Origin of the sequence: Pseudomonas sp. MWU13-2517, assembly GCF_023242545.1 — a bacterium.
Lineage (GTDB): Bacteria > Pseudomonadota > Gammaproteobacteria > Pseudomonadales > Pseudomonadaceae > Aquipseudomonas.
In genome coordinates this window covers 15,451-34,211 of the sequence record NZ_JALMFA010000026.1, presented here as the reverse complement: position 1 = coordinate 34,211, position 18,761 = coordinate 15,451, and the positions used below count along the sequence as shown (strand labels likewise).

The following is an 18,761-nucleotide window of genomic DNA, read 5'->3' as shown; positions in this document are numbered from 1 at the left end:
ACACCAGCAGAGGCGTCAAGCACTTAATTCGATAAAATGAATTTTTATCCTACACGCCAAGCCTTCTATATAGAGAAGAGAAACAGCTTTCAGCAAACACGCTTCAACACGGCTAAGCATACAGCTGACTCATACCTCTGAAGGCAGCCGGAAACACTAGAGTGCGAGCAAGACGAGAAAAGGAAAGCGAGGCTGACGCATAACTCAGTGAAATATCTAAGACTGATACTTCAGCGTATAGGATGGTGTCCCAGGGCCGGTTCGAACGGCCAACCTTCCCCTTAGGAGGGGGATGCTCTATCCAATTGAGCTACTGGGACAAATGAACATCGCCAGGCTGAGTGCCTACCGACAGACGGCGTGCATGGTAACGGCCAGGACAAATTTTGTCATGTCGTCCTTAGGCTTTTTGAATGTAGGCCTTCCCTTGTACAACACAACATGACCTAACCCCGCAAATCAGGGCTGCAAATGAGATCATGCAAATTGCATTATCCAAAAAACGCCTTCATTGCAGATTGCAACGAAACAGGCCTCATAAATCACTTAACCTATTGATTTTATTGAAGTAAATGATTGGCACGACATCTGCAACATTTATCCTCAAAGGCCAGTCCTGCAAAACTATCGGCGGAGGAAATGAAAATGAACAGCGCAGCCCTGTTAGTCCTGAACAGTATGGCATTGGCCGCACTGGTTTTTTTTCATGTCCAATCTACCAATGCCCAAGACACGGCGCAGATCAACCAATCGACCCCGCACCATCTTCAACAGCGCCCACAACTGGCCGTAATGACCGCCACCCCACCCGCTCTCACTCACACGGCTGAAGGCACTCAGGATACCGCCGCATCCCAACACTGGGTTTTCTAAGGTAGCAACACGCCCAAGCCAGCGTTATTTCTTTGCTTGATGCTTACTGCAGCCCTTCTCCGCCTACGACTCAGTCATAGGATGGACTGCCAGCGCCGCGTTTACCCGTCAGCCCACACCCGCCATTGAGCGTGAGCCATCGGATCAAATTCGACCCGAGACTGCACTGGCACACCCGCTTTACCTTACGTCGCCTGAAGCTAGCGAATAGACAAACTGCCACTAGTCTTAAGATTGAGGGCAAAATGCCATATTGCTATAGGATGTGCGCCCTCAACCCACGTGCGCACTGGGCTTGCGCGTCGATCAGAGACTCAGATCCCACGTGAAATTTTTTCCAACCAGTCCGCAGAAATGCAAATGAGTGCTGGCATAAAGCCTGTAGGCGGTTCAATATTTGTCACAGAATTGACGCCAAGTAAACGTCAAATCTGAGGCATGATGCGGCCTCTTTGCAATTCGGGTTGAACTTTGGTCGTGAGTCTTGTCTTAACACTCATCTTGCGGCCAATTCCAGAAACCGCTCCTCTGAACTAACCGGTTAAATATATGCGCCCATTGAAACAGGCAATTTATTCCAGCCGTACGGCTGACAAGTTCGTCGTACGTCTGCCAGACGGAATGCGGGAACGCATTGCCGAGGTGGCTCGCAATCATCACCGCAGCATGAACTCTGAAATCATCGCACGCCTGGAGCAGAGCCTTATTCAGGAAGGTGCACTGGGTGAAGAGTTGAGCATGCGCCTGGACAGCCCCGAGCTGTCACTGCACGAACGCGAACTGCTGCAGCGTTTTCGTCAGCTCTCCCACCGTCAGCAAAATGCTCTCGTCTCGCTCATCGCACATGACGTTGAGGCAGCCGCAGAAGCTAATTGATTCACCACTGAAAGCCGAAGCCAGCCAAGTGCTGGCTTTTTTTTGTGCGAAATTTGGGAAGGCAATACAGAACGATGGGAGCAGAATTGCTCCCACCTGGAAAAGAAGTCAGAGCAGGAAGATCGTTGCCAGACCCAAGAAGATGAAGAAACCACCACTGTCGGTCATGGCAGTAATCATCACACTGGCTCCCATCGCCGGGTCGCGCCCCAGGCGCGCCAACGTCATAGGGATCAGCACGCCCATCAGAGCTGCCAGCAGCAAGTTGAGGGTCATGGCAGCCGTCATCACCACGCCGAGCGACCAACTGCCATAAAGCAGGTAGGCCACAATACCGATCACCCCACCCCACACCACTCCGTTAATCAGCGCCACCGCCAGCTCCTTGCGCATAAGGCGCGAGGTATTACCGGTGTTCACCTGGTCAAGCGCCATAGCGCGCACGATCATGGTGATAGTCTGGTTGCCGGAGTTACCACCGATGCCCGCAACAATCGGCATCAACGCAGCCAGAGCCACCAGCTTCTCGATCGACCCCTCGAACAACCCAATCACTCGGGAAGCAATGAAAGCGGTAATCAGGTTGATGGCGAGCCATGCCCAACGGTTACGCAAGGAGCGCCAGACCGAAGCGAAAATATCTTCCTCCTCACGCAGACCCGCCATGTTGAGAACTTCGGTTTCACTTTCCTCACGAATCAGGTCAACCATTTCGTCGATAGTCAGACGACCGATCAGCTTGCCGTTCTTGTCGACTACCGGAGCAGAAATCAAGTCGTAACGCTCAAATGCTTGAGCGGCATCATAGGCGTCTTCGTCGGGGTGAAAACTCACCGGATCGCTGGCCATTACATCGGCAACTTTCTTCTCCGGGTCGTTGACCAGCAGGCGCTTTATCGGCAGCACGCCCTTGAGGATACCTTCGTAATCCACGACAAACAGCTTATCAGTATGGCCTGGCAGCTCTTTCAAACGACGCAGATAACGCAGTACCACTTCCAGGCTGACGTCTTCGCGGATGGTGACCATCTCGAAGTCCATCAAAGCGCCGACCTGGTCGTCGTCGTAAGACAACGCAGAACGAACGCGCTCACGCTGCTGACCGTCGAGTGCCTCCATCAGCTCATGGACAACATCACGTGGAAGCTCCGGGGCCAGGTCAGCCAGCTCGTCGGCATCCATCTCCCTGGCCGCAGCCAAGAGCTCGTGATCGTCCATATCGGCGATCAGGGTTTCACGAACCGAGTCGGACACTTCGAGGAGGATGTCACCGTCGCGGTCGGCTTTGACCAACTGCCAGAGCGTCAGTCGATCATCCAGCGGCAAAGCTTCGAGGATATAAGCAACGTCGGCAGAGTGCAGGTCATCGAGCTTGCGTTGCAACTCGACGAGATTTTGCCTGTGGACCAGGTTTTCGACGCGGTCGTGATGCGGACCTTCCTGGCGATGCGTGAGGTCTTCAACCACGCGCTGGCGCTGCAGCAGCTCGATGACTTGAGCCAGGCGATCCTGCAGGCTTTCTTGTGTTTTCTTTACTTCTACTTCGGTCATAGGCGAACTCCACTCCCAGCAGCGGGGCACGCCGGAAGGATCAATCAGTCAATTCATGATTGGTAAAGCGGGGTACTGAGTAACTACTGGGTAAGTCCATGGAGGTATTCCACAAGCCCCGGCGGGGCTGACGGGCGCAATGATACACGCTGCGCGCGCTTTTAACGTTAAAAAACTGGAAAGAACAAGCGCTTGCAAGCCAAAGCTCAGATTGGCAGCACCTATGAAATGCGACGACGCAGCCCGAAAGGAAAACACATGAAGCAGGAGAAAAAGATAAAGAGCCCTGCACAAACGCCAGACGGCAAAAAGCCCGCACTAGGCGGGCTTTTTGTTTGTATGGTGCACTCGACAGGATTCGAACCTGTGACCGCTCGGTTCGTAGCCGAGTACTCTATCCAGCTGAGCTACGAGTGCAAATTGTGTTTTTATACCAGGTCACAACTGGTTGAAGCCGAGCCACCTGCATTGCTGCAACTGACTCTTAAATGGTGCACTCGACAGGATTCGAACCTGTGACCGCTCGGTTCGTAGCCGAGTACTCTATCCAGCTGAGCTACGAGTGCATTTGTTGCCGCGCATTATAGGCCGTTCAATCTCTATGTAAAGCTATTTTTTCGAGTATTTTCAACAACTTACCGAAAAAACCAGATTGCAACGTACTAAGCAAATAATGGCGGAGAACGGGGGATTCGAACCCCCGACACCCTTTTGAGGTGTACTCCCTTAGCAGGGGAGCGCCTTCGGCCACTCGGCCAGCTCTCCGCAACACGGGGCGTATATTAACCACGTTCATCCCCGTTTGCAAACATAAAAAACGATAAAAATTAAAGGCTTGGTTCTTCGTCCTTCTCTTTCTTGATCCGCAGGTAGATTTCCTCGCGGTGGACCGCCACCTCTTTCGGAGCATTAACCCCGATACGCACTTGATTGCCTTTGACGCCGAGCACGGTAACGGTGATTTCGCCATCACCGATAATCAGGCTTTCTGCGCAACGACGAGTCAGAATCAACATATCTTTCACCTCACGCATTTCAGTTCAGGAACAACAGTCTGCAAAAAAAAGGCCTTCGGCCTACAACCCGATGGCCATAGCCCTACCGCCTAAGTATTGTCGAGCCCACGCAAAAGAACATGCGCCCTACAAAAAAATGAAAGGCGCGGTAAACCGCGCCTTCCTGGCATCACCTGTCACTCGCCCTGTCGGGCCGGAGCGTCCAGCTCAAAGGCGGTATGCAACGCGCGTACAGCCAGTTCCAGGTACTTCTCTTCGATCACCACCGAGACCTTGATTTCCGAGGTGGAGATCATCTGGATGTTGATGCTTTCCTTGGCCAGGGCTTCGAACATCCGGCTGGCGACGCCGGCATGGGAACGCATGCCCACACCCACGATCGACACTTTGGCAATCTTGGTATCGCCGACCACTTCACGGGCGCCAATCTCGCTCGCGGTGTTCTGCAGGATACGCTCCGCCGCATCGTACTCGTTACGGTGCACGGTGAAGGTGAAGTCGGTGGTGTTATCGTGCGAAACGTTCTGCACGATCATGTCGACTTCAATGTTGGCGCTACTGATAGGGCCGAGGATCTTGAAGGCCACGCCCGGGGTATCCGGCACGCCACGGATCGTCAGCTTGGCTTCATCGCGATTAAAAGCGATGCCGGAAATGATCGGCTGTTCCATGGATTCCTCTTCATCAATAGTAATGAGGGTGCCCGGACCCTCTTTGAAGCTGTGCAATACGCGCAGCGGAACGTTGTACTTGCCGGCGAACTCTACCGCACGGATCTGCAACACCTTGGAACCGAGACTGGCCATTTCCAGCATCTCTTCAAAGGTGATCTTCTCCAGGCGCTGCGCCACCGACACCACACGCGGGTCAGTGGTATAGACACCATCCACATCGGTGTAGATCTGGCATTCATCAGCCTTGAGGGCCGCCGCCAGTGCCACGCCAGTGGTGTCCGAACCGCCACGCCCCAGGGTGGTGATATTGCCCTGCTCGTCCACACCCTGAAAGCCCGCTACAACTACCACGCGCCCAGCCTTCAGATCAGTACGGATTTTCTGATCATCAATTTGCAGAATGCGCGCCTTGGTATGTGCACTGTCCGTCAGGATGCGCACTTGGCTGCCAGTGTAGGACACCGCCGGCACGCCACGCTTGTTCAGCGCCATGGCCAGCAATGCAATAGTCACCTGCTCGCCGGTAGACACGATCACATCCAGCTCACGCGGCAGCGGCTGTTGATCACCGCTGATTGCCTTGGCCAGATCGATCAGGCGATTGGTCTCGCCGCTCATGGCCGACAGCACCACTACCAGGTCATCCCCGGCATCGCGGAATTTCTTAACCTTGTCGGCGACCTGCTCGATTCTTTCGACAGAGCCGACCGAGGTGCCTCCGAATTTCTGTACGATCAAAGCCATTTCTAAGCCGCCTCAGCCCGTAAAGGGGCGCCCAATAAACAAATTTTCCAGCACCTCAGCGAGCCCGTGACCAGGCCACGGGCTCATTGACGGCGCCTTAAATACCGGCCTCGACAAACGGTACGGTCAGGGCCAGGGCCGCGTCCAGGCTGCCGGCATCGACACCACCGCCTTGCGCCATGTCCGGACGACCACCGCCCTTCCCGCCCACTGCCGCAGCGGCTTGTTTCATCAAATCACCGGCCTTGAGTTGGCCAGTCAGGTCTTTGGTTACACCAGCAACCAGAACGACCTTATCCTCATGGACACCGCCGAGCAGGATCACTGCGTGGCCGAGCTTGTTCTTCAACTGATCGACCAAGGCCAACAGCGCCTTGCCGTCCTGGCCGTCCAGACGCGCAGCCAGCACTTTCACACCCTTGACGTCCAACGCGGAAGCGGACAAATCGTCACCCGCCGCGCTGGCTGCCTTGGCTTGCAACTGCTCCAGCTGTTTCTCCAGCGCGCGGTTGCGCTCCAGGACGGCGGACAGTTTGTCGATCAGGTTGTCGCGGCTGCCCTTGACCAGGCTCGCCGCTTCCTTGAGTTGTTCTTCGGCCGCATTGAGGTAGGCCAGGGCCGCAGCACCGGTCACCGCCTCGATACGACGCACACCGGACGCCACACCGCCTTCACTGATGATTTTCAGCAGGCCGATATCGCCGGTACGGTTGGCGTGGATACCGCCGCACAGCTCCACCGAGAAGTCGCCGCCCATGCTCAGTACACGCACGCTGTCGCCGTACTTCTCGCCGAACAGAGCCATGGCGCCTTTGGCCTTGGCCGTGTCGATGTCGGTTTCTTCAGTCTCGACCGGAGTGTTCTTGCGCACTTGCGCATTGACGATATCTTCCAGTGCCTTGATCTGCTCAGGCTTGATCGCTTCGAAGTGGCTGAAGTCGAAGCGCAGGCGCTGACTGTCGACCAACGAACCTTTCTGCTGAACGTGCTCGCCCAGCACCTGACGCAATGCCGCATGCAGCAAGTGAGTGGCCGAGTGGTTCAGTGCGGTAGCATGGCGCACGTCAGCATCGACCTGGGTATCGACCGGCGCACCGACCGTCAAGTTACCCAGCACCAGCACACCGTGGTGCAGGAAAGCCCCGCCGGTCTTGGTGGTGTCGCGCACTTCAAAGCGACCCGATGTCGAACTCAGGAAACCACAGTCACCCACCTGCCCACCGGACTCGGCGTAGAACGGCGTCTGATCCAGAACCACGACCGCTGCTTCGCCTTCATTCAACACGTCGACCGATTTGCCGTCTTTATAGATGGCGACGATCTTGGCCGAACCGACGGTAGCGCCGTAGCCGACGAACTCGGTAGGCACGTCCACCTTGACCAAGGTGTTGTAGTCCAGGCCAAAGGAGCTGGCGGAACGCGCGCGCACGCGCTGGGCTTCCATCTCGCGCTCGAAGCCGGCTTCATCGATGGTCAACTCGCGCTCACGGGCGATGTCGGCGGTCAGGTCCATCGGGAAGCCATAGGTATCGTACAGTTTGAATACGACATCGCCCGGCACCACAGTACCTTTGAGCTCAGCCAGGTCCTGCTCCAGAATCTTCAGGCCATGCTCCAGGGTCTTGGAGAATTGTTCTTCCTCTGCCTTGAGCACGCGCTCGATGTTTTCCTGCTGCTGCTTCAGTTCCGGGAAGGCGTCGCCCATCTCGGCGACCAGCGCTGCCACAATCTTGTAGAAGAAGCTGCCGGTGGCACCCAGCTTGTTACCGTGGCGGCAGGCACGCCGGATGATACGGCGCAGCACATAGCCACGGCCTTCGTTCGACGGCAGCACACCGTCGGCGATCAGGAAGCCGCAAGAGCGGATGTGGTCCGATACGACCTTGAGCGAAGATTGGTTTTCATTGGCGCAGCCAATCGCCGCAGCCGACGCGCTCAACAGATTGGTGAACAGGTCGATTTCATAGTTGGAGTGAACGTGCTGCATCACCGCACTGATCCGCTCCAGGCCCATGCCAGTATCCACCGACGGTGCCGGCAGCGGATGCAACACGCCATCGGCGGTGCGGTTGAACTGCATGAACACGTTGTTCCAGATCTCGATGTAACGGTCGCCGTCTTCTTCCGGCGAGCCCGGCGGGCCGCCCCAGATGTCGGCGCCGTGATCATAGAAAATCTCGGTGCAAGGGCCGCACGGGCCAGTATCGCCCATGGTCCAGAAGTTATCGGACGCGTAAGGCGCGCCCTTGTTGTCGCCGATGCGGATCATGCGCTCGACGGGCACACCGACTTCTTTGGTCCAGATATCGTAGGCTTCGTCGTCTGTGGCGTAGACGGTGACCCAGAGCTTTTCCTTGGGCAGCTTCAACACACCGGTGAGGAAGGTCCAGGCGAAAGTGATCGCATCTTTCTTGAAATAGTCACCGAAGCTGAAGTTGCCCAACATTTCGAAGAATGTGTGGTGGCGAGCGGTGTAACCCACGTTTTCCAGGTCACTGTTCTTACCGCCGGCACGTACGCATTTCTGGCTGCTGGTGGCGCGGGTATAGGCGCGCTTCTCCTGGCCCAGGAAGCAGTCCTTGAACTGGTTCATCCCCGCGTTGGTGAACAGCAGGGTGGGGTCGTTGCCAGGGATCAAGGAGCTGGAGGCTACACGGGTGTGACCTTGCTCTTCGAAGAAGCGAAGGAAGGCTTCACGGATTTCTGCGCTTTTCATTAGGTTCTTCCACGGAGTCTGCGGCCAAAGGCCAGTGCGCAACATCATCAGACGGAGCGACGGCAAAGGGCCGCATTATATCGGCCCTTTGCCGGTGGTACAGCGTGTTTATGCGATAGAAACGCTCAATTAGACAGTCTGCACTGTCATTTTCGGGAAAACTCGACGAATGTCTGCACGACTTGCTCCAACTGCGCCCGGCTGACATCCAGATGAGTGACCATGCGCAGGCGCGGCGCGGCGACCAGCTTGATCCCACGTCCGGCGGCGAAGTCCCTCAGGGCCTGGGCCCGCCCGCCGATCTGCACGTAAACCATATTGGTCTGTACCGGCTCCACCTCATAGCCGGCTTTGCGCAGCTCATCGCCCAGCCACAGGGCATTGGCGTGGTCGTCGGCCAGGCGCTGCACCTGATGATCCAGCGCATACAGCCCTGCCGCCGCCAGGGAACCCGCCTGACGCATGCCGCCGCCGACCATCTTGCGCAAACGCCGCGCCTTGGCGATCAACGCTGTTGAGCCGCACAACACCGAACCGATTGGCGCCCCCAGCCCCTTGGACAGGCATACCGAGACCGAATCGAAATACTGGGCAATGTCCCGCGCATCCACACCCAGCTTGACCGCCGCGTTGTAGATCCGCGCCCCGTCCAGATGCAAGGACAAACCATGCTCACGGGTGAACGCGCGCGCCTTCGCCAAGTATTCCAGCGGCAGAACCTTGCCCTGCATCGTGTTTTCCAGCGCCAGCAAGCGTGTGCGGGCGAAGTGGAAATCGTCGGGTTTGATCGCCGCCAGTACGTGATCCAGATCCAGGGAGCCGTCCGCCTGCACCTCCAGCGGCTGCGGTTGGATCGAACCCAACACGGCCGCACCACCGCCTTCGTATTTGTAAGTGTGGGCCTGCTGACCAACGATGTATTCCTCACCGCGCTCACAATGAGCCATCAGTGCCAGCAAGTTGCTCATGGTGCCAGTAGGCACGAACAGTGCGCTGGCAAAGCCCAGGCGCTTGGCCAGCTCGGCTTCCAGGTGGTTGACGCTCGGGTCTTCGCCGTAGACGTCGTCACCACTGGCCGCATTAGCCATCGCATCCAGCATGCCGGGGGTGGGTTGGGTCACGGTGTCGCTGCGCAGGTCGATCACGGACATGAAACTGGCCTCTGAGAGATTGGGTAAGTTCCCTTTGAAGACGATTACTGCGGGCAAAGCCGCGAGATATCAAGCCCTATGTGTATTCAAATGAATACCAACCAAACAAACCGATATAGCTTATCGATACGGCGGTCGTGCAGTTTTTGAAAAACCGTGTTAAAAACTCTCCGCCGCCAGGGTTCTGGCGGCAACGTTCTCAGGGCGGGGTGCAATTCCCCACCGGCGGTAATTGCGCGCAATGTGCATAGCCCGCGAGCGCTTGACGCCTCGAACTGCTAACGCAGGACGGCGACAAGGTCAGCAGACCCGGTGTGATCCCGGGGCCGACGGTCATAGTCCGGATGAAGAGAGAACGGGATTGGCACCTAAGGGCCGTCCGCTGATTTCATGCCTGCATGGACACAGCGTTGCGCACCCTTAAATCCCATTCGATTCATAACGCCCTGTTTTTTTCTTAAACAGGAGTCAGAACATGCAACCCACCGCAATCGACAGCAAAAGCAAAAACCATCACGGCGAGCGTATCGCGTTTATCCAAGCCTGCTGGCACAAGGATATTGTCGACCAGAGCCGTAAAGGTTTCCTTGCCGAAATCATCGCCCAGGGCTACCAGGAATCGGACATCGATTTCTTCGAAGTCGGCGGCGCCTTTGAAATGCCCCTGCACGCCAAGCTGCTGGCCAAGACCGGCCGTTATGCCGGTATCGTTGCCGCCGCGCTGGTGGTGGACGGCGGCATCTACCGTCACGAATTCGTCGCCCAATCCGTGGTCAGCGGCCTGATGCAAGTACAGCTGGAAACCGAAGTACCGGTGTTCTCGGTATCCCTGACCCCACATCACTTCCATGCGGGCAGCGAGCATCATGCATTCTTCCATGATCACTTTGTGCATAAAGGCCAGGAAGCTGCGCGCACGTGCGCCGACACCCTGCACAAGGTGCGTGCGATCCGTCGCAGCGAGCCGCGTGCGGTAGCAGTCTAAGTATCAGCGCAAAACCAACGTGGGAGGGCGCTGTTCCTCCCGCATTGGGATCCTCGCAAGCCTTAGGCCCTATACCAGGCCCGCATCCGTGGTCGGCACAATCAATATCCCCGCTCGCAAGCCATTCTTCACCTTTGGGTTGGGGAAGATGATACGTGCACCCTCCTCCTCGATCACCCAGCGGGTCTTGGCCACGTCTTCGGCCAACAGGTAGCCCTTTTCCAATTCCGAAAAGTTTTCCACGTCCGCCGGCAGGTGCAGCAGGAAGGCATCGCTGTGCTTGATCACTTCGCGTGCAACGGCGAACAGTTTGAGGCCGTCCAGGCTGTCAGTCGCGGGCTCGGTGCCTTCGATGATGTGCTTGAGGCGAGTTTCCAGACGCGACACATCCACACCGTCGTTCTGCCCGAACGGCCGCGCCTTGCCCAGCTCCAGGGTGAAGGCCTCGGCGTCCAATTGCTCATAGGTAAAAGCAGAGAAGGTAATCGAGGTCTTGTTCTGCATCAGCACCGCTTCCATGCCGGCCGCGCGCAGGCGCTCCAGCTCACGGCGCGAATGCTGGCGTCCTTCCTTCCAGGGGTACAGGGCAAATTGCTCGATCTTCGAACCCCGAATGGCCGTATGCAAATCGTAATGCAGGCGCGAACGGCCGGGCTGGCTGAAGAAGCTGCGGGCCAGTTGCTCAAGCTCGGCGGCACGCATGGCTTCAGGGCCGATATTTTTTTCATGACGGCCGTTGAACAGCCGGTTGATGTCCAGTTCGAGGTAACGCTCGCCGCGGCGCATGGCCTCGGGGTTGCCGAACAGGAACAGAATGCGGGTGCGGGGCTTGATCTCCCCACGGGCGATGCCATGCAACAGGCGGTCGAGCAGTTCGATCGGCGCGGTTTCGTTGCCATGGATGCCGGACGACAGCAGCAGGTCGCTGCCATTGTCCTTCGCTTCAGGCGGGCGGACTTCAAGTGCGCCTTCGCTGAGCCAGCGCATCTGCACGCCGTCGACAGTCAGTTGAATTTTTTGCGCCGGTTCGCGACCGGCGAGGGTCAGTTCAAGCAGTTTGCCGAGGGCGAGCATACGCAGCTTCCTTAGTGGTTGCAGCCTGGGCCGTGGACGTGATCGTCATCATCACCCTCAACGTCGGCCGGCTCCATTTCCAGTTGCAGGCTCATCAGGTTGGTGGCCAGTGGGCGCATCAGCAGGTTGGCGTACTCGGCGTCGCCTTCTTCCACATCTACACCGATCAGCAGTTGGCCACGGCCGTCGTGCTGGATCCAGATCTCCTTGCCCTGCCACACCACGGCAACGCGGGTGCAGGAGGTCTCCAGCTGAGTGCCGTCGGTGTCTTCAAGGATCAGTTTCAGGGTGTCGGTGGTCATAAATAACTCTCGGTCGTGCGGCGTTAATTGATCTGGAAAGGATAAACCGAGCCCAGTTTAAGGATTTGCGTCAGTTCATCCAGTGCCGTCCGGCACTCAAGCAGCAATTGCGGGTCAGCCAGGTCGGTTTCACGCAGGCTGTCGCGGTAGTGCCTGTCAACCCATTGGGTCAGCGTGTCGTACAGCGGCGCGGTCATGATAACGCCTGGATTCACCGCTGCCAGCTCCGTTTCATTCAAGGCGACGCGCAAGCGCAGGCACGCCGGGCCACCGCCGTTCTGCATGCTTTGCTTGAGGTCGAAGACTTTGACTTCGCGGATCAACCCACCGGACGTGATCAAGCCTTGCAGGTACTGCCAGACGCGTTCGTTGGCGCGGCATTCTTCCGGCACGATCAGCAGCATCGAGCCGTCGGCGCGGGTCAGCAATTGGCTGTTGAACAGGTAGGAGCGCACAGCATCCTCAACGCTGACCTGGGCACGCGGTACGCACACCGACTGGAAGTTGCCACCCAGCTTGCCCAACTTGGCTTGCAACTCCGCCAGCATCTGTTCGGTATTGAGGAACGCGTCTTCGTGATAGAACAGCACCTCACCGTTGCCCACCGCGATCACATCGTTATGGAACACACCGGCATCGATCACCGCCGGGTTCTGCTGGGCGTAGACCACACCGTCATCGCTCAGGCCGTGCAGGCGTGCAACGGCTTGGGATGCTTCGAGGGTCTGGCGCGCCGGGTACTTCTGCGGCGCCGGGTAACGGGTGTCGAACGCACTGCGGCCAAACACAAAAAACTCAACGCCAGCCTCGCCGTACGCGCGGCAGAAACGCGTGTGGTTGGCCGCGCCCTCGTCGCCGAACTGCGCCACCGCCGGCAACGCCGCGTGGTGGGCGAAGTGTTTCCCATCTGCAAACATGGCCCCCAGCACGCGGCTGGTGGTCGGGTGCTCGATGCTGCGGTGGTATTTGCAGTTGAGGTTGGCGGCGGTGAAATGCACGCGGCCATCCGCCGTGTCGGCGCTCGGGCTGACGGTAGCCGCGTTGGCCACCCACATGCTCGACGCAGAGCAGCTCGCCACCAACAGCGGCATGGCCTGCTTGGCCGCTTGCTGGATCACTTGCGCGTCGGTGCCGCTGAAGCCAAGGCTGCGCAGGGCCGCCACGTCGGGGCGTTCCTGTGGCGCGAGCACGCCTTGCACAAACCCCATGTCCATCAGGGCCTTCATTTTCTGCAGGCCCTGCAACGCCGCTTCCTTCGGGTTCGAAGACTGCTGGCTGTTACTCTGGGACGCGACGTTGCCGTAGGACAAACCGCCGTAGTTATGGGTCGGCCCCACTAGACCGTCAAAATTGACTTCATAGGATTTCATCGGCGAGGCTCCACGAACATCTGTTTTTATAGGCATCAGATTACTTGAATACACCACAAATCAACTGCGGGGCAGGCTTGTATGGCACGGGCTTGCTCGCGAAGACGGTGCGTTCGCCAATACATCCAGCGACTGAACCACCGCTTTCGTGAGCAAGCCCGCCTCCACAGGGGCCCGCTCCTGCATTTAGATCAGCGTAATGCCGGGGGTCAGTGTTGCGGGGACCACCAGGCTCGGGGTTTCCAGCGACGCCACCGGGTACGCGCAGTAATCCGCCGCGTAATACGCACTGGCGCGATGGTTGCCCGACGCCCCGACGCCACCAAACGGCGCGGTACTCGCAGCGCCGGTCAGTTGTTTGTTCCAGTTGACGATACCCGCGCGGCTTTCCAGCCAGAACTGCTGGTAACGCGCTTCGGAGTCCGACAGCAAGCCAGCGGCCAGGCCGTACTGGGTGTTGTTGGCCTCGGCAATCGCCCCGGCAAAATCAGCGTAGCGAATCACCTGCAACAGCGGGCCGAACAGTTCTTCATCCGCGCGTTCGGTCACTGCGGTCACGTCGATGATGCCCGGCGTCAGCAAGGCAGCCTGCTCCCGCGGCTGGGTCATTTCCAACAACGCCACGGCGCCATTGGCCAACATCAGTTCTTGGGCGTCCATCAACGCTTTGGCCGCGCCAAGGGAAATCACCGAACCCATGAACGGTGCCGGTTGCTGGTCGAACGGGCCGACTTCAATGGTCGACGTGACCGCCACCAGGCGCGCCAGCAGCGCATCGCCCCAGGCACCTTCGGGCACCAGCAAGCGGCGGGCACACGTGCAGCGCTGACCGGCGGAGATAAACGCCGACTGGATAATGGTGTAGACCGCCGCATCCACATCGGCCACCTCGTCCACCACCAGCGGGTTATTGCCGCCCATCTCCAGCGCCAGGATCTTGTCCGGGCGCCCGGAGAATTGCTGGTGCAAGTGGTTGCCGGTACGGCTGGAACCGGTGAAGAACAAACCATCGATCCCCGGGTTGGCAGCCAAGGCGATACCCGTTTCCCGAGCGCCCTGCAGCAGGTTGAGCACGCCCGCCGGCAAACCGGCTTCAATCCAGCACTGCACGGTCAGCTCGGCGACTTTCGGGGTCAGCTCGCTGGGCTTGAACAGCACGGTATTACCCGCCAGCAAGGCCGGGACGATATGCCCGTTCGGCAAGTGGCCGGGGAAGTTGTAAGGGCCGAACACCGCCACCACACCGTGTGGTTTGTGGCGCAACACAGCAGTGGCATCGCCCAGGGGGCCGCTCTTCTCGCCGGTACGTTCGCGGTAGCTTTGCACCGAAATCGCAATCTTGTTGGCCATGCTGGTGACTTCGGTAGCCGACTCCCACAGTGGTTTGCCGGTTTCTTCACCGATGCAGCGGGCGATTTCATCGGCACGCTTTTTCAGGGTCGCTGCGAAAGTTTCCAGCACGCTGATGCGCTCTTCCAGCGGGCGCTTGGCCCAGGCTGGAAATGCCTGGCGCGCAGCCTGCACCGCAGACTCTACCTGTTCGACGGTGGCGCCATTGCCGGCCCACAGTACTTGCTGGGTTACCGGGTTGCGCGACTCAAACAGTTCACCTCGGCCAGCGAGCCAGCTACCTGCGATATACAGCGAATTCATTATTTCGACTCCCGAGCAGCGGACAACGGTACGGCACGCACTTGATCACCCACCACCAATTGCAGGCGTTTGGCGGTCTGTGGATCGACCACCAGGGTGCCTGCCGCCAGCCTTGCCGGTGCGGCCGTAATGCGGCAATCCTCGCGTTTGCGGTTATGAATCAGGAAAGGCGTGGCGTCGTCCCCCGGCGTGCCGATGGCCAAAACCAGTGACTGACTGTCACGCACAGCACGGATCTTGCTGGTTTCACACTCCACCGCCGGGCCGGCGTCGAAGATGTCGACGTAACCCTGGTAGCTGAAACCTTCGCTCTTGAGCATGCTCAGTGCCGGCTCGGTATCCGGGTGGACCTTGCCGATCACATTGCGCGCGTCTTCGGACAGGAAGCAGCTGTACAGCGGAAACTTCGGCATCAGCTCAGCAATAAACGCCTTGTTGCCCACGCCGGTAAGGTAGTCGGCCTGGCTGAACTCCATCTTGAAGAAATGACGGCCCAGACTCTCCCAGAACGGCGAACGCCCGGCTTCGTTGGACACGCCACGCATCTCGGCGATGATCTTGTTGCCAAACAGTTGCGGGAACTCCGCGATAAACAGCAGGCGGGCCTTGGCCAGCATGCGGCCGTTGAGGCCAGTGCGGTAATCGGCGTGCAGGAACAGCGAGCACAGCTCGGAATTACCGGTGAGGTCGTTGGCCAGGAACAGCGTTGGAATCTCGCGATAGATATTCAACTCCTGGGAGGCGCTGACGGTCAGGCCCACCCGAAAGTTGTACCAAGGCTCGCGCAGGCCGACGGCACCGGCGATGGCGGAAATGCCCACCACACGGCCTTCGTCGTTTTCCAGCACGAACAGGTAGTCGGCATCCCCGCGTCCGGCGTCGCCGCGAAAGGTTTTTTCCGCCCAGCCAACCCGATGGGTCAGGCGTTCTTCGTTGGCCGGCAAGGTGGTGAGCCCGGTGCCGGTGCTGCGTGCCAGATCAATCAGGGCCGGTAAATCGCTGCTGCGTACGGGACGAACGATCATGCTATCTCCTCGAACGGGCCGCCGTTGTCAGCCACCCGCGAAACTCTATTTAAACCGGCTCTCAAACCGCAACGAGGCGCACGCTCGCGCCTTCGCCAACGCCCAGGGCTTCGGCGGCCGCCAGGTCCAGGGTCACTGGCTTGCCGGGCGCGTAGTCCAACTCCAGCATCACGGCGCGGTAATCCTGCAATTGCGCGTTGCTCACCAGGTACTGCCGGCCGGCGCCCTTGACCATCTCGCCGATCTTCACCGGCACCACACGGCTCTGGGCGATGGAGCGAATGCCCGAAACCCGTGCGTGCAGCGTCGGGCCACCGTCGAAGATGTCGATGTAATGATCGGTCTCGAAGCCTTCGCGCATCAGGATGTCGAAGGTGATCTGCGCGCGCGGGTGCACCTGCCCCATGGCTTCCTGGGCTGCGTCCGGCAGCAACGGCACATAGATCGGGTAATGCGGCATCAGCTCGGCAAGGAAGGTGCGGCTTTTCAGCCCGCACAGGCGCTCGGCGGCGGCGTAGTTGAGGTCGAAGAAATTGCGACCGATGGCGTCCCAGAACGGCGAGTCGCCGTGCTCGTCGCTGTAGCCGACAATCTCGGTCACCACCGAGTCGGCAAAGCGCTCGGGATGGCTGGCAACGAACAGCAGGCGACCACGGGAATTGAGTTCCGACCACGGCGAACCAACCAGCTCCGGCACCACGTAGAAACTGGTGAGCAGGCTGTTACCGGTGAGGTCGTGGCACTGCGAAAGCACGTGGATCTTGTTGTGGATCTTCAACTCGCGGGAGGCGTGCACGAAGGTTTCATTGCGAAAGCTGTAGAACGGCTCGGAATAGCCCGCCGAGGCGACGATGGCCGAGCAACCGGCGAGCTTGCCGGTCTCGGTGTCTTCCAGCACGAAGAAATAGCTCTCTTCGCCATTGAAACTCACCTCGGCCGCGAAGGACGCTTCGCTGGCGGCGATCTTGTCGCTCAGGCGTTCCACATCATCCGGCAAGGAGGTGACACCAATCGGGCTGTCCGCAGCCAGACGCTGTACCTCGCCCAGATCAGCCATTTGCGCGGGGCGCATCACCAGCATGGTGTCACTCCTTAACTCGAAAAACTCACGGAAAAAAATACCGGACAGGTCCTGATTCAACACAGGTCCAAATGTGGGAGCCGGCTTTTGTGGCGAGGGAGCTTGCTCCCGCTGGAGTGCGTAGCGGCCCCAAAGATATTGGGAGCGCTTCGCACTCCAGTGGGAGCAAGCTCCCTCGCCACAAAAAGCAGCTCCCACATTTGACTCGGTCCGGCCTATAGAATTTTGCTCGGCGCCTGATCGCCAGGCGCCGAATGGTCCATCAGGCTTGCGTCAACGTCTTCACTGCACGCTCAAAACGGTCCAGGCCTTCGTTGATATCCGCGTCTTCCACCACCAGGCTCGGGGCGAAACGCACCACGTCAGGGCCAGCTTGCAGGATCATCAGGTTTTCTTTCTCGGCCGCGTTGAACACGTCCTTGGCCTTGCCCTTGAAAGCATCACTCAGTACGCAACCGATCAGCAGGCCCATGCCACGCACTTCGGTGAAGATGCCGTACTGCTTGCCGATCTGCTCCAGGCGCGTCTTGAACAGAGCGTGCTTGGCGCTGACGCCGGCGAGGACTTGCGGGGTGTTGATCACATCGATTACCGCTTCCGCCACCGCGCATGCCAGCGGGTTGCCGCCGTAGGTAGTGCCGTGAGTGCCGACCACCAGGTGCTTGGCCAGCGCTTCGGTGGTGAGCATCGCCGCAATCGGGAAACCACCGCCCAGGCTCTTGGCGCTGGTGAGGATGTCTGGCGTCACGCCGTAATGCTGGTAGGCGAACAGATGGCCGCTGCGGCCCATGCCGGTTTGCACTTCGTCGAACACCAGCAATGCGTTGTGTGCGTCGCACAACTCACGCGCGCCTTGCAGGTAGGCCAGCTCGGCCGGCAGCACGCCGCCTTCGCCCTGGATCGGCTCCAGCACCACGGCACACGTCTTGTCCGAGACGGCGGCTTTCAGCGCGGCCAGGTCGTTATAAGGGACATGGGTAATGCCAGTGATCTTGGGACCGAAACCATCGGAGTACTTGGACTGGCCACCGACGTTAACGGTGAACAAGGTACGGCCGTGGAAGCTGTTCAGCGCGGCGATGATCTCGTACTTCTCGCTGCCGAAACGGTCGAACGCTACGCGACGAGCCAGCTTGAACGCCGCTTCATTGGCCTCGGCGCCGGAGTTGCAGAAGAACACACGCTCGGCAAAGGTGGCGTCGATCAGCTTATGCGCCAGGCGCAGGGCCGGCTCATTGGTGAATACGTTGGAGACATGCCACAGCTTGTTAGCCTGTTCGGTCAGCGCACCGACCAGCGCAGGGTGGGCGTGGCCCAATACGTTGACCGCGATGCCACCGGCAAAGTCGATCAGCTCGCGACCCGCCTGGTCCCACACGCGTGAACCTTCGCCACGCACAGGAATGAATGCGGCGGGTGCGTAGTTAGGCACCATGACCTGGTCGAAATCGGCACGTTGCACCGGGGCTTGCTCAACGGACATCGGAGTCTCCTGAAGAGGAACGCCTGCCTGGAACTGGCGGGCGATGCAGGGATTGTAAGGACAGTTTTCAGCGCGGCCTTGCCGCCAAGCGACAACTTCTTATAGCGCCAACCCCCGTTTTACGCGGGTTTACGCCAATGCGACAAATAGCGTCGCAATGGCGCAGTTTAAACTGCCGGGCACGTTT

At 58.8% G+C, this 18,761-nt stretch carries 15 protein-coding genes, 4 tRNA genes and 1 riboswitch; of the genes, 3 read left to right on the top strand and 16 right to left on the bottom strand.

Annotation, left to right across the window (positions count from 1 at the left end; translation table 11 throughout):
• Positions 1-243: 243 nt before the first annotated feature.
• Positions 244-320, bottom strand: a tRNA-Arg gene (locus M5B97_RS27265).
• Positions 321-645: 325 nt separating this feature from the next.
• On the opposite strand from M5B97_RS27265, the gene M5B97_RS27260 reads away from it, so the two are divergent.
• Together M5B97_RS27260 and M5B97_RS27255 are read left to right on the top strand one after the other, a co-directional pair.
• Complete coding sequence (locus M5B97_RS27260; RefSeq protein WP_134661308.1) at positions 646-873, top strand: hypothetical protein; 228 nt, start codon at positions 646-648, stop codon at positions 871-873.
• Between the two features lie 549 nt (positions 874-1,422).
• Positions 1,423-1,749 carry an Arc family DNA-binding protein gene (locus tag M5B97_RS27255; RefSeq protein ID WP_003193592.1) on the top strand — a complete coding sequence of 109 codons (327 nt, stop codon included), beginning with the start codon at positions 1,423-1,425 and terminating at the stop codon, positions 1,747-1,749.
• A gap of 108 nt (positions 1,750-1,857) precedes the next feature.
• Here M5B97_RS27255 and mgtE read toward each other — a convergent pair whose 3' ends face one another.
• The 8 genes from mgtE to ltaE form a co-directional block, all read right to left on the bottom strand.
• Complete coding sequence (mgtE, locus tag M5B97_RS27250) at positions 1,858-3,300, bottom strand: magnesium transporter (protein ID WP_123714313.1); 1,443 nt, start codon at positions 3,298-3,300, stop codon at positions 1,858-1,860.
• A gap of 340 nt (positions 3,301-3,640) precedes the next feature.
• Positions 3,641-3,717 (bottom strand) — tRNA-Arg (locus M5B97_RS27245).
• 72 nt (positions 3,718-3,789) lie between these two features.
• Positions 3,790-3,866, bottom strand: a tRNA-Arg gene (locus M5B97_RS27240).
• A gap of 108 nt (positions 3,867-3,974) precedes the next feature.
• Positions 3,975-4,065: transfer RNA gene (locus M5B97_RS27235), tRNA-Ser, on the bottom strand.
• 62 nt (positions 4,066-4,127) lie between these two features.
• The gene (csrA, locus tag M5B97_RS27230) at positions 4,128-4,316 is read right to left on the bottom strand and encodes a carbon storage regulator CsrA (protein ID WP_003175645.1); all 189 of its coding nucleotides are present in this window, start codon (positions 4,314-4,316) and stop codon (positions 4,128-4,130) included.
• A 176-nt stretch (positions 4,317-4,492) separates the two neighbouring features.
• On the bottom strand, positions 4,493-5,734 hold the full coding sequence (locus tag M5B97_RS27225) for an aspartate kinase (RefSeq protein WP_016973712.1): 1,242 nt from the start codon (positions 5,732-5,734) through the stop codon (positions 4,493-4,495).
• Positions 5,735-5,831: 97 nt separating this feature from the next.
• Positions 5,832-8,450 (bottom strand): alanine--tRNA ligase, encoded by a 2,619-nt coding sequence (gene alaS, locus M5B97_RS27220; RefSeq protein WP_248733203.1) that lies wholly within the window; start codon positions 8,448-8,450, stop codon positions 5,832-5,834.
• 146 nt (positions 8,451-8,596) lie between these two features.
• Entirely contained in the window at positions 8,597-9,601 is a 1,005-nt protein-coding gene (ltaE, locus tag M5B97_RS27215; RefSeq protein WP_248733202.1) for a low-specificity L-threonine aldolase, read from the bottom strand.
• Positions 9,602-9,792: 191 nt separating this feature from the next.
• Positions 9,793-9,962, top strand: a riboswitch (FMN riboswitch).
• A gap of 114 nt (positions 9,963-10,076) precedes the next feature.
• On the opposite strand from ltaE, the gene M5B97_RS27210 reads away from it, so the two are divergent.
• Complete coding sequence (locus M5B97_RS27210) at positions 10,077-10,586, top strand: 6,7-dimethyl-8-ribityllumazine synthase (RefSeq protein WP_090369065.1); 510 nt, start codon at positions 10,077-10,079, stop codon at positions 10,584-10,586.
• A 69-nt stretch (positions 10,587-10,655) separates the two neighbouring features.
• On the opposite strand, the gene astE is transcribed toward M5B97_RS27210, so the two are convergent.
• The 7 genes from astE to M5B97_RS27175 form a co-directional block, all read right to left on the bottom strand.
• Positions 10,656-11,660 (bottom strand): succinylglutamate desuccinylase, encoded by a 1,005-nt coding sequence (astE, locus tag M5B97_RS27205; protein ID WP_248733201.1) that lies wholly within the window; start codon positions 11,658-11,660, stop codon positions 10,656-10,658.
• Positions 11,661-11,671: 11 nt separating this feature from the next.
• On the bottom strand, positions 11,672-11,962 hold the full coding sequence (locus tag M5B97_RS27200) for a hypothetical protein (protein ID WP_003214319.1): 291 nt from the start codon (positions 11,960-11,962) through the stop codon (positions 11,672-11,674).
• Between the two features lie 23 nt (positions 11,963-11,985).
• On the bottom strand, positions 11,986-13,332 hold the full coding sequence (gene astB / locus M5B97_RS27195; protein WP_248733200.1) for an N-succinylarginine dihydrolase: 1,347 nt from the start codon (positions 13,330-13,332) through the stop codon (positions 11,986-11,988).
• Positions 13,333-13,518: 186 nt separating this feature from the next.
• On the bottom strand, positions 13,519-14,988 hold the full coding sequence (gene astD, locus M5B97_RS27190) for a succinylglutamate-semialdehyde dehydrogenase (protein WP_248733204.1): 1,470 nt from the start codon (positions 14,986-14,988) through the stop codon (positions 13,519-13,521).
• Entirely contained in the window at positions 14,985-16,010 is a 1,026-nt protein-coding gene (gene astA / locus M5B97_RS27185) for an arginine N-succinyltransferase (RefSeq protein ID WP_123714307.1), read from the bottom strand. Before astA ends, astD begins: the two co-directional genes overlap by 4 nt.
• A gap of 61 nt (positions 16,011-16,071) precedes the next feature.
• Positions 16,072-17,091, bottom strand: a complete 1,020-nt coding sequence (gene aruF / locus M5B97_RS27180; protein WP_134661302.1) for an arginine/ornithine succinyltransferase subunit alpha — start codon at positions 17,089-17,091, stop codon at positions 16,072-16,074.
• Between the two features lie 262 nt (positions 17,092-17,353).
• A complete protein-coding gene (locus M5B97_RS27175) occupies positions 17,354-18,574 on the bottom strand; it encodes an aspartate aminotransferase family protein (protein WP_248733199.1) in 1,221 nt (406 codons plus the stop codon).
• Between the last annotated feature and the right edge of the window lie 187 nt (positions 18,575-18,761).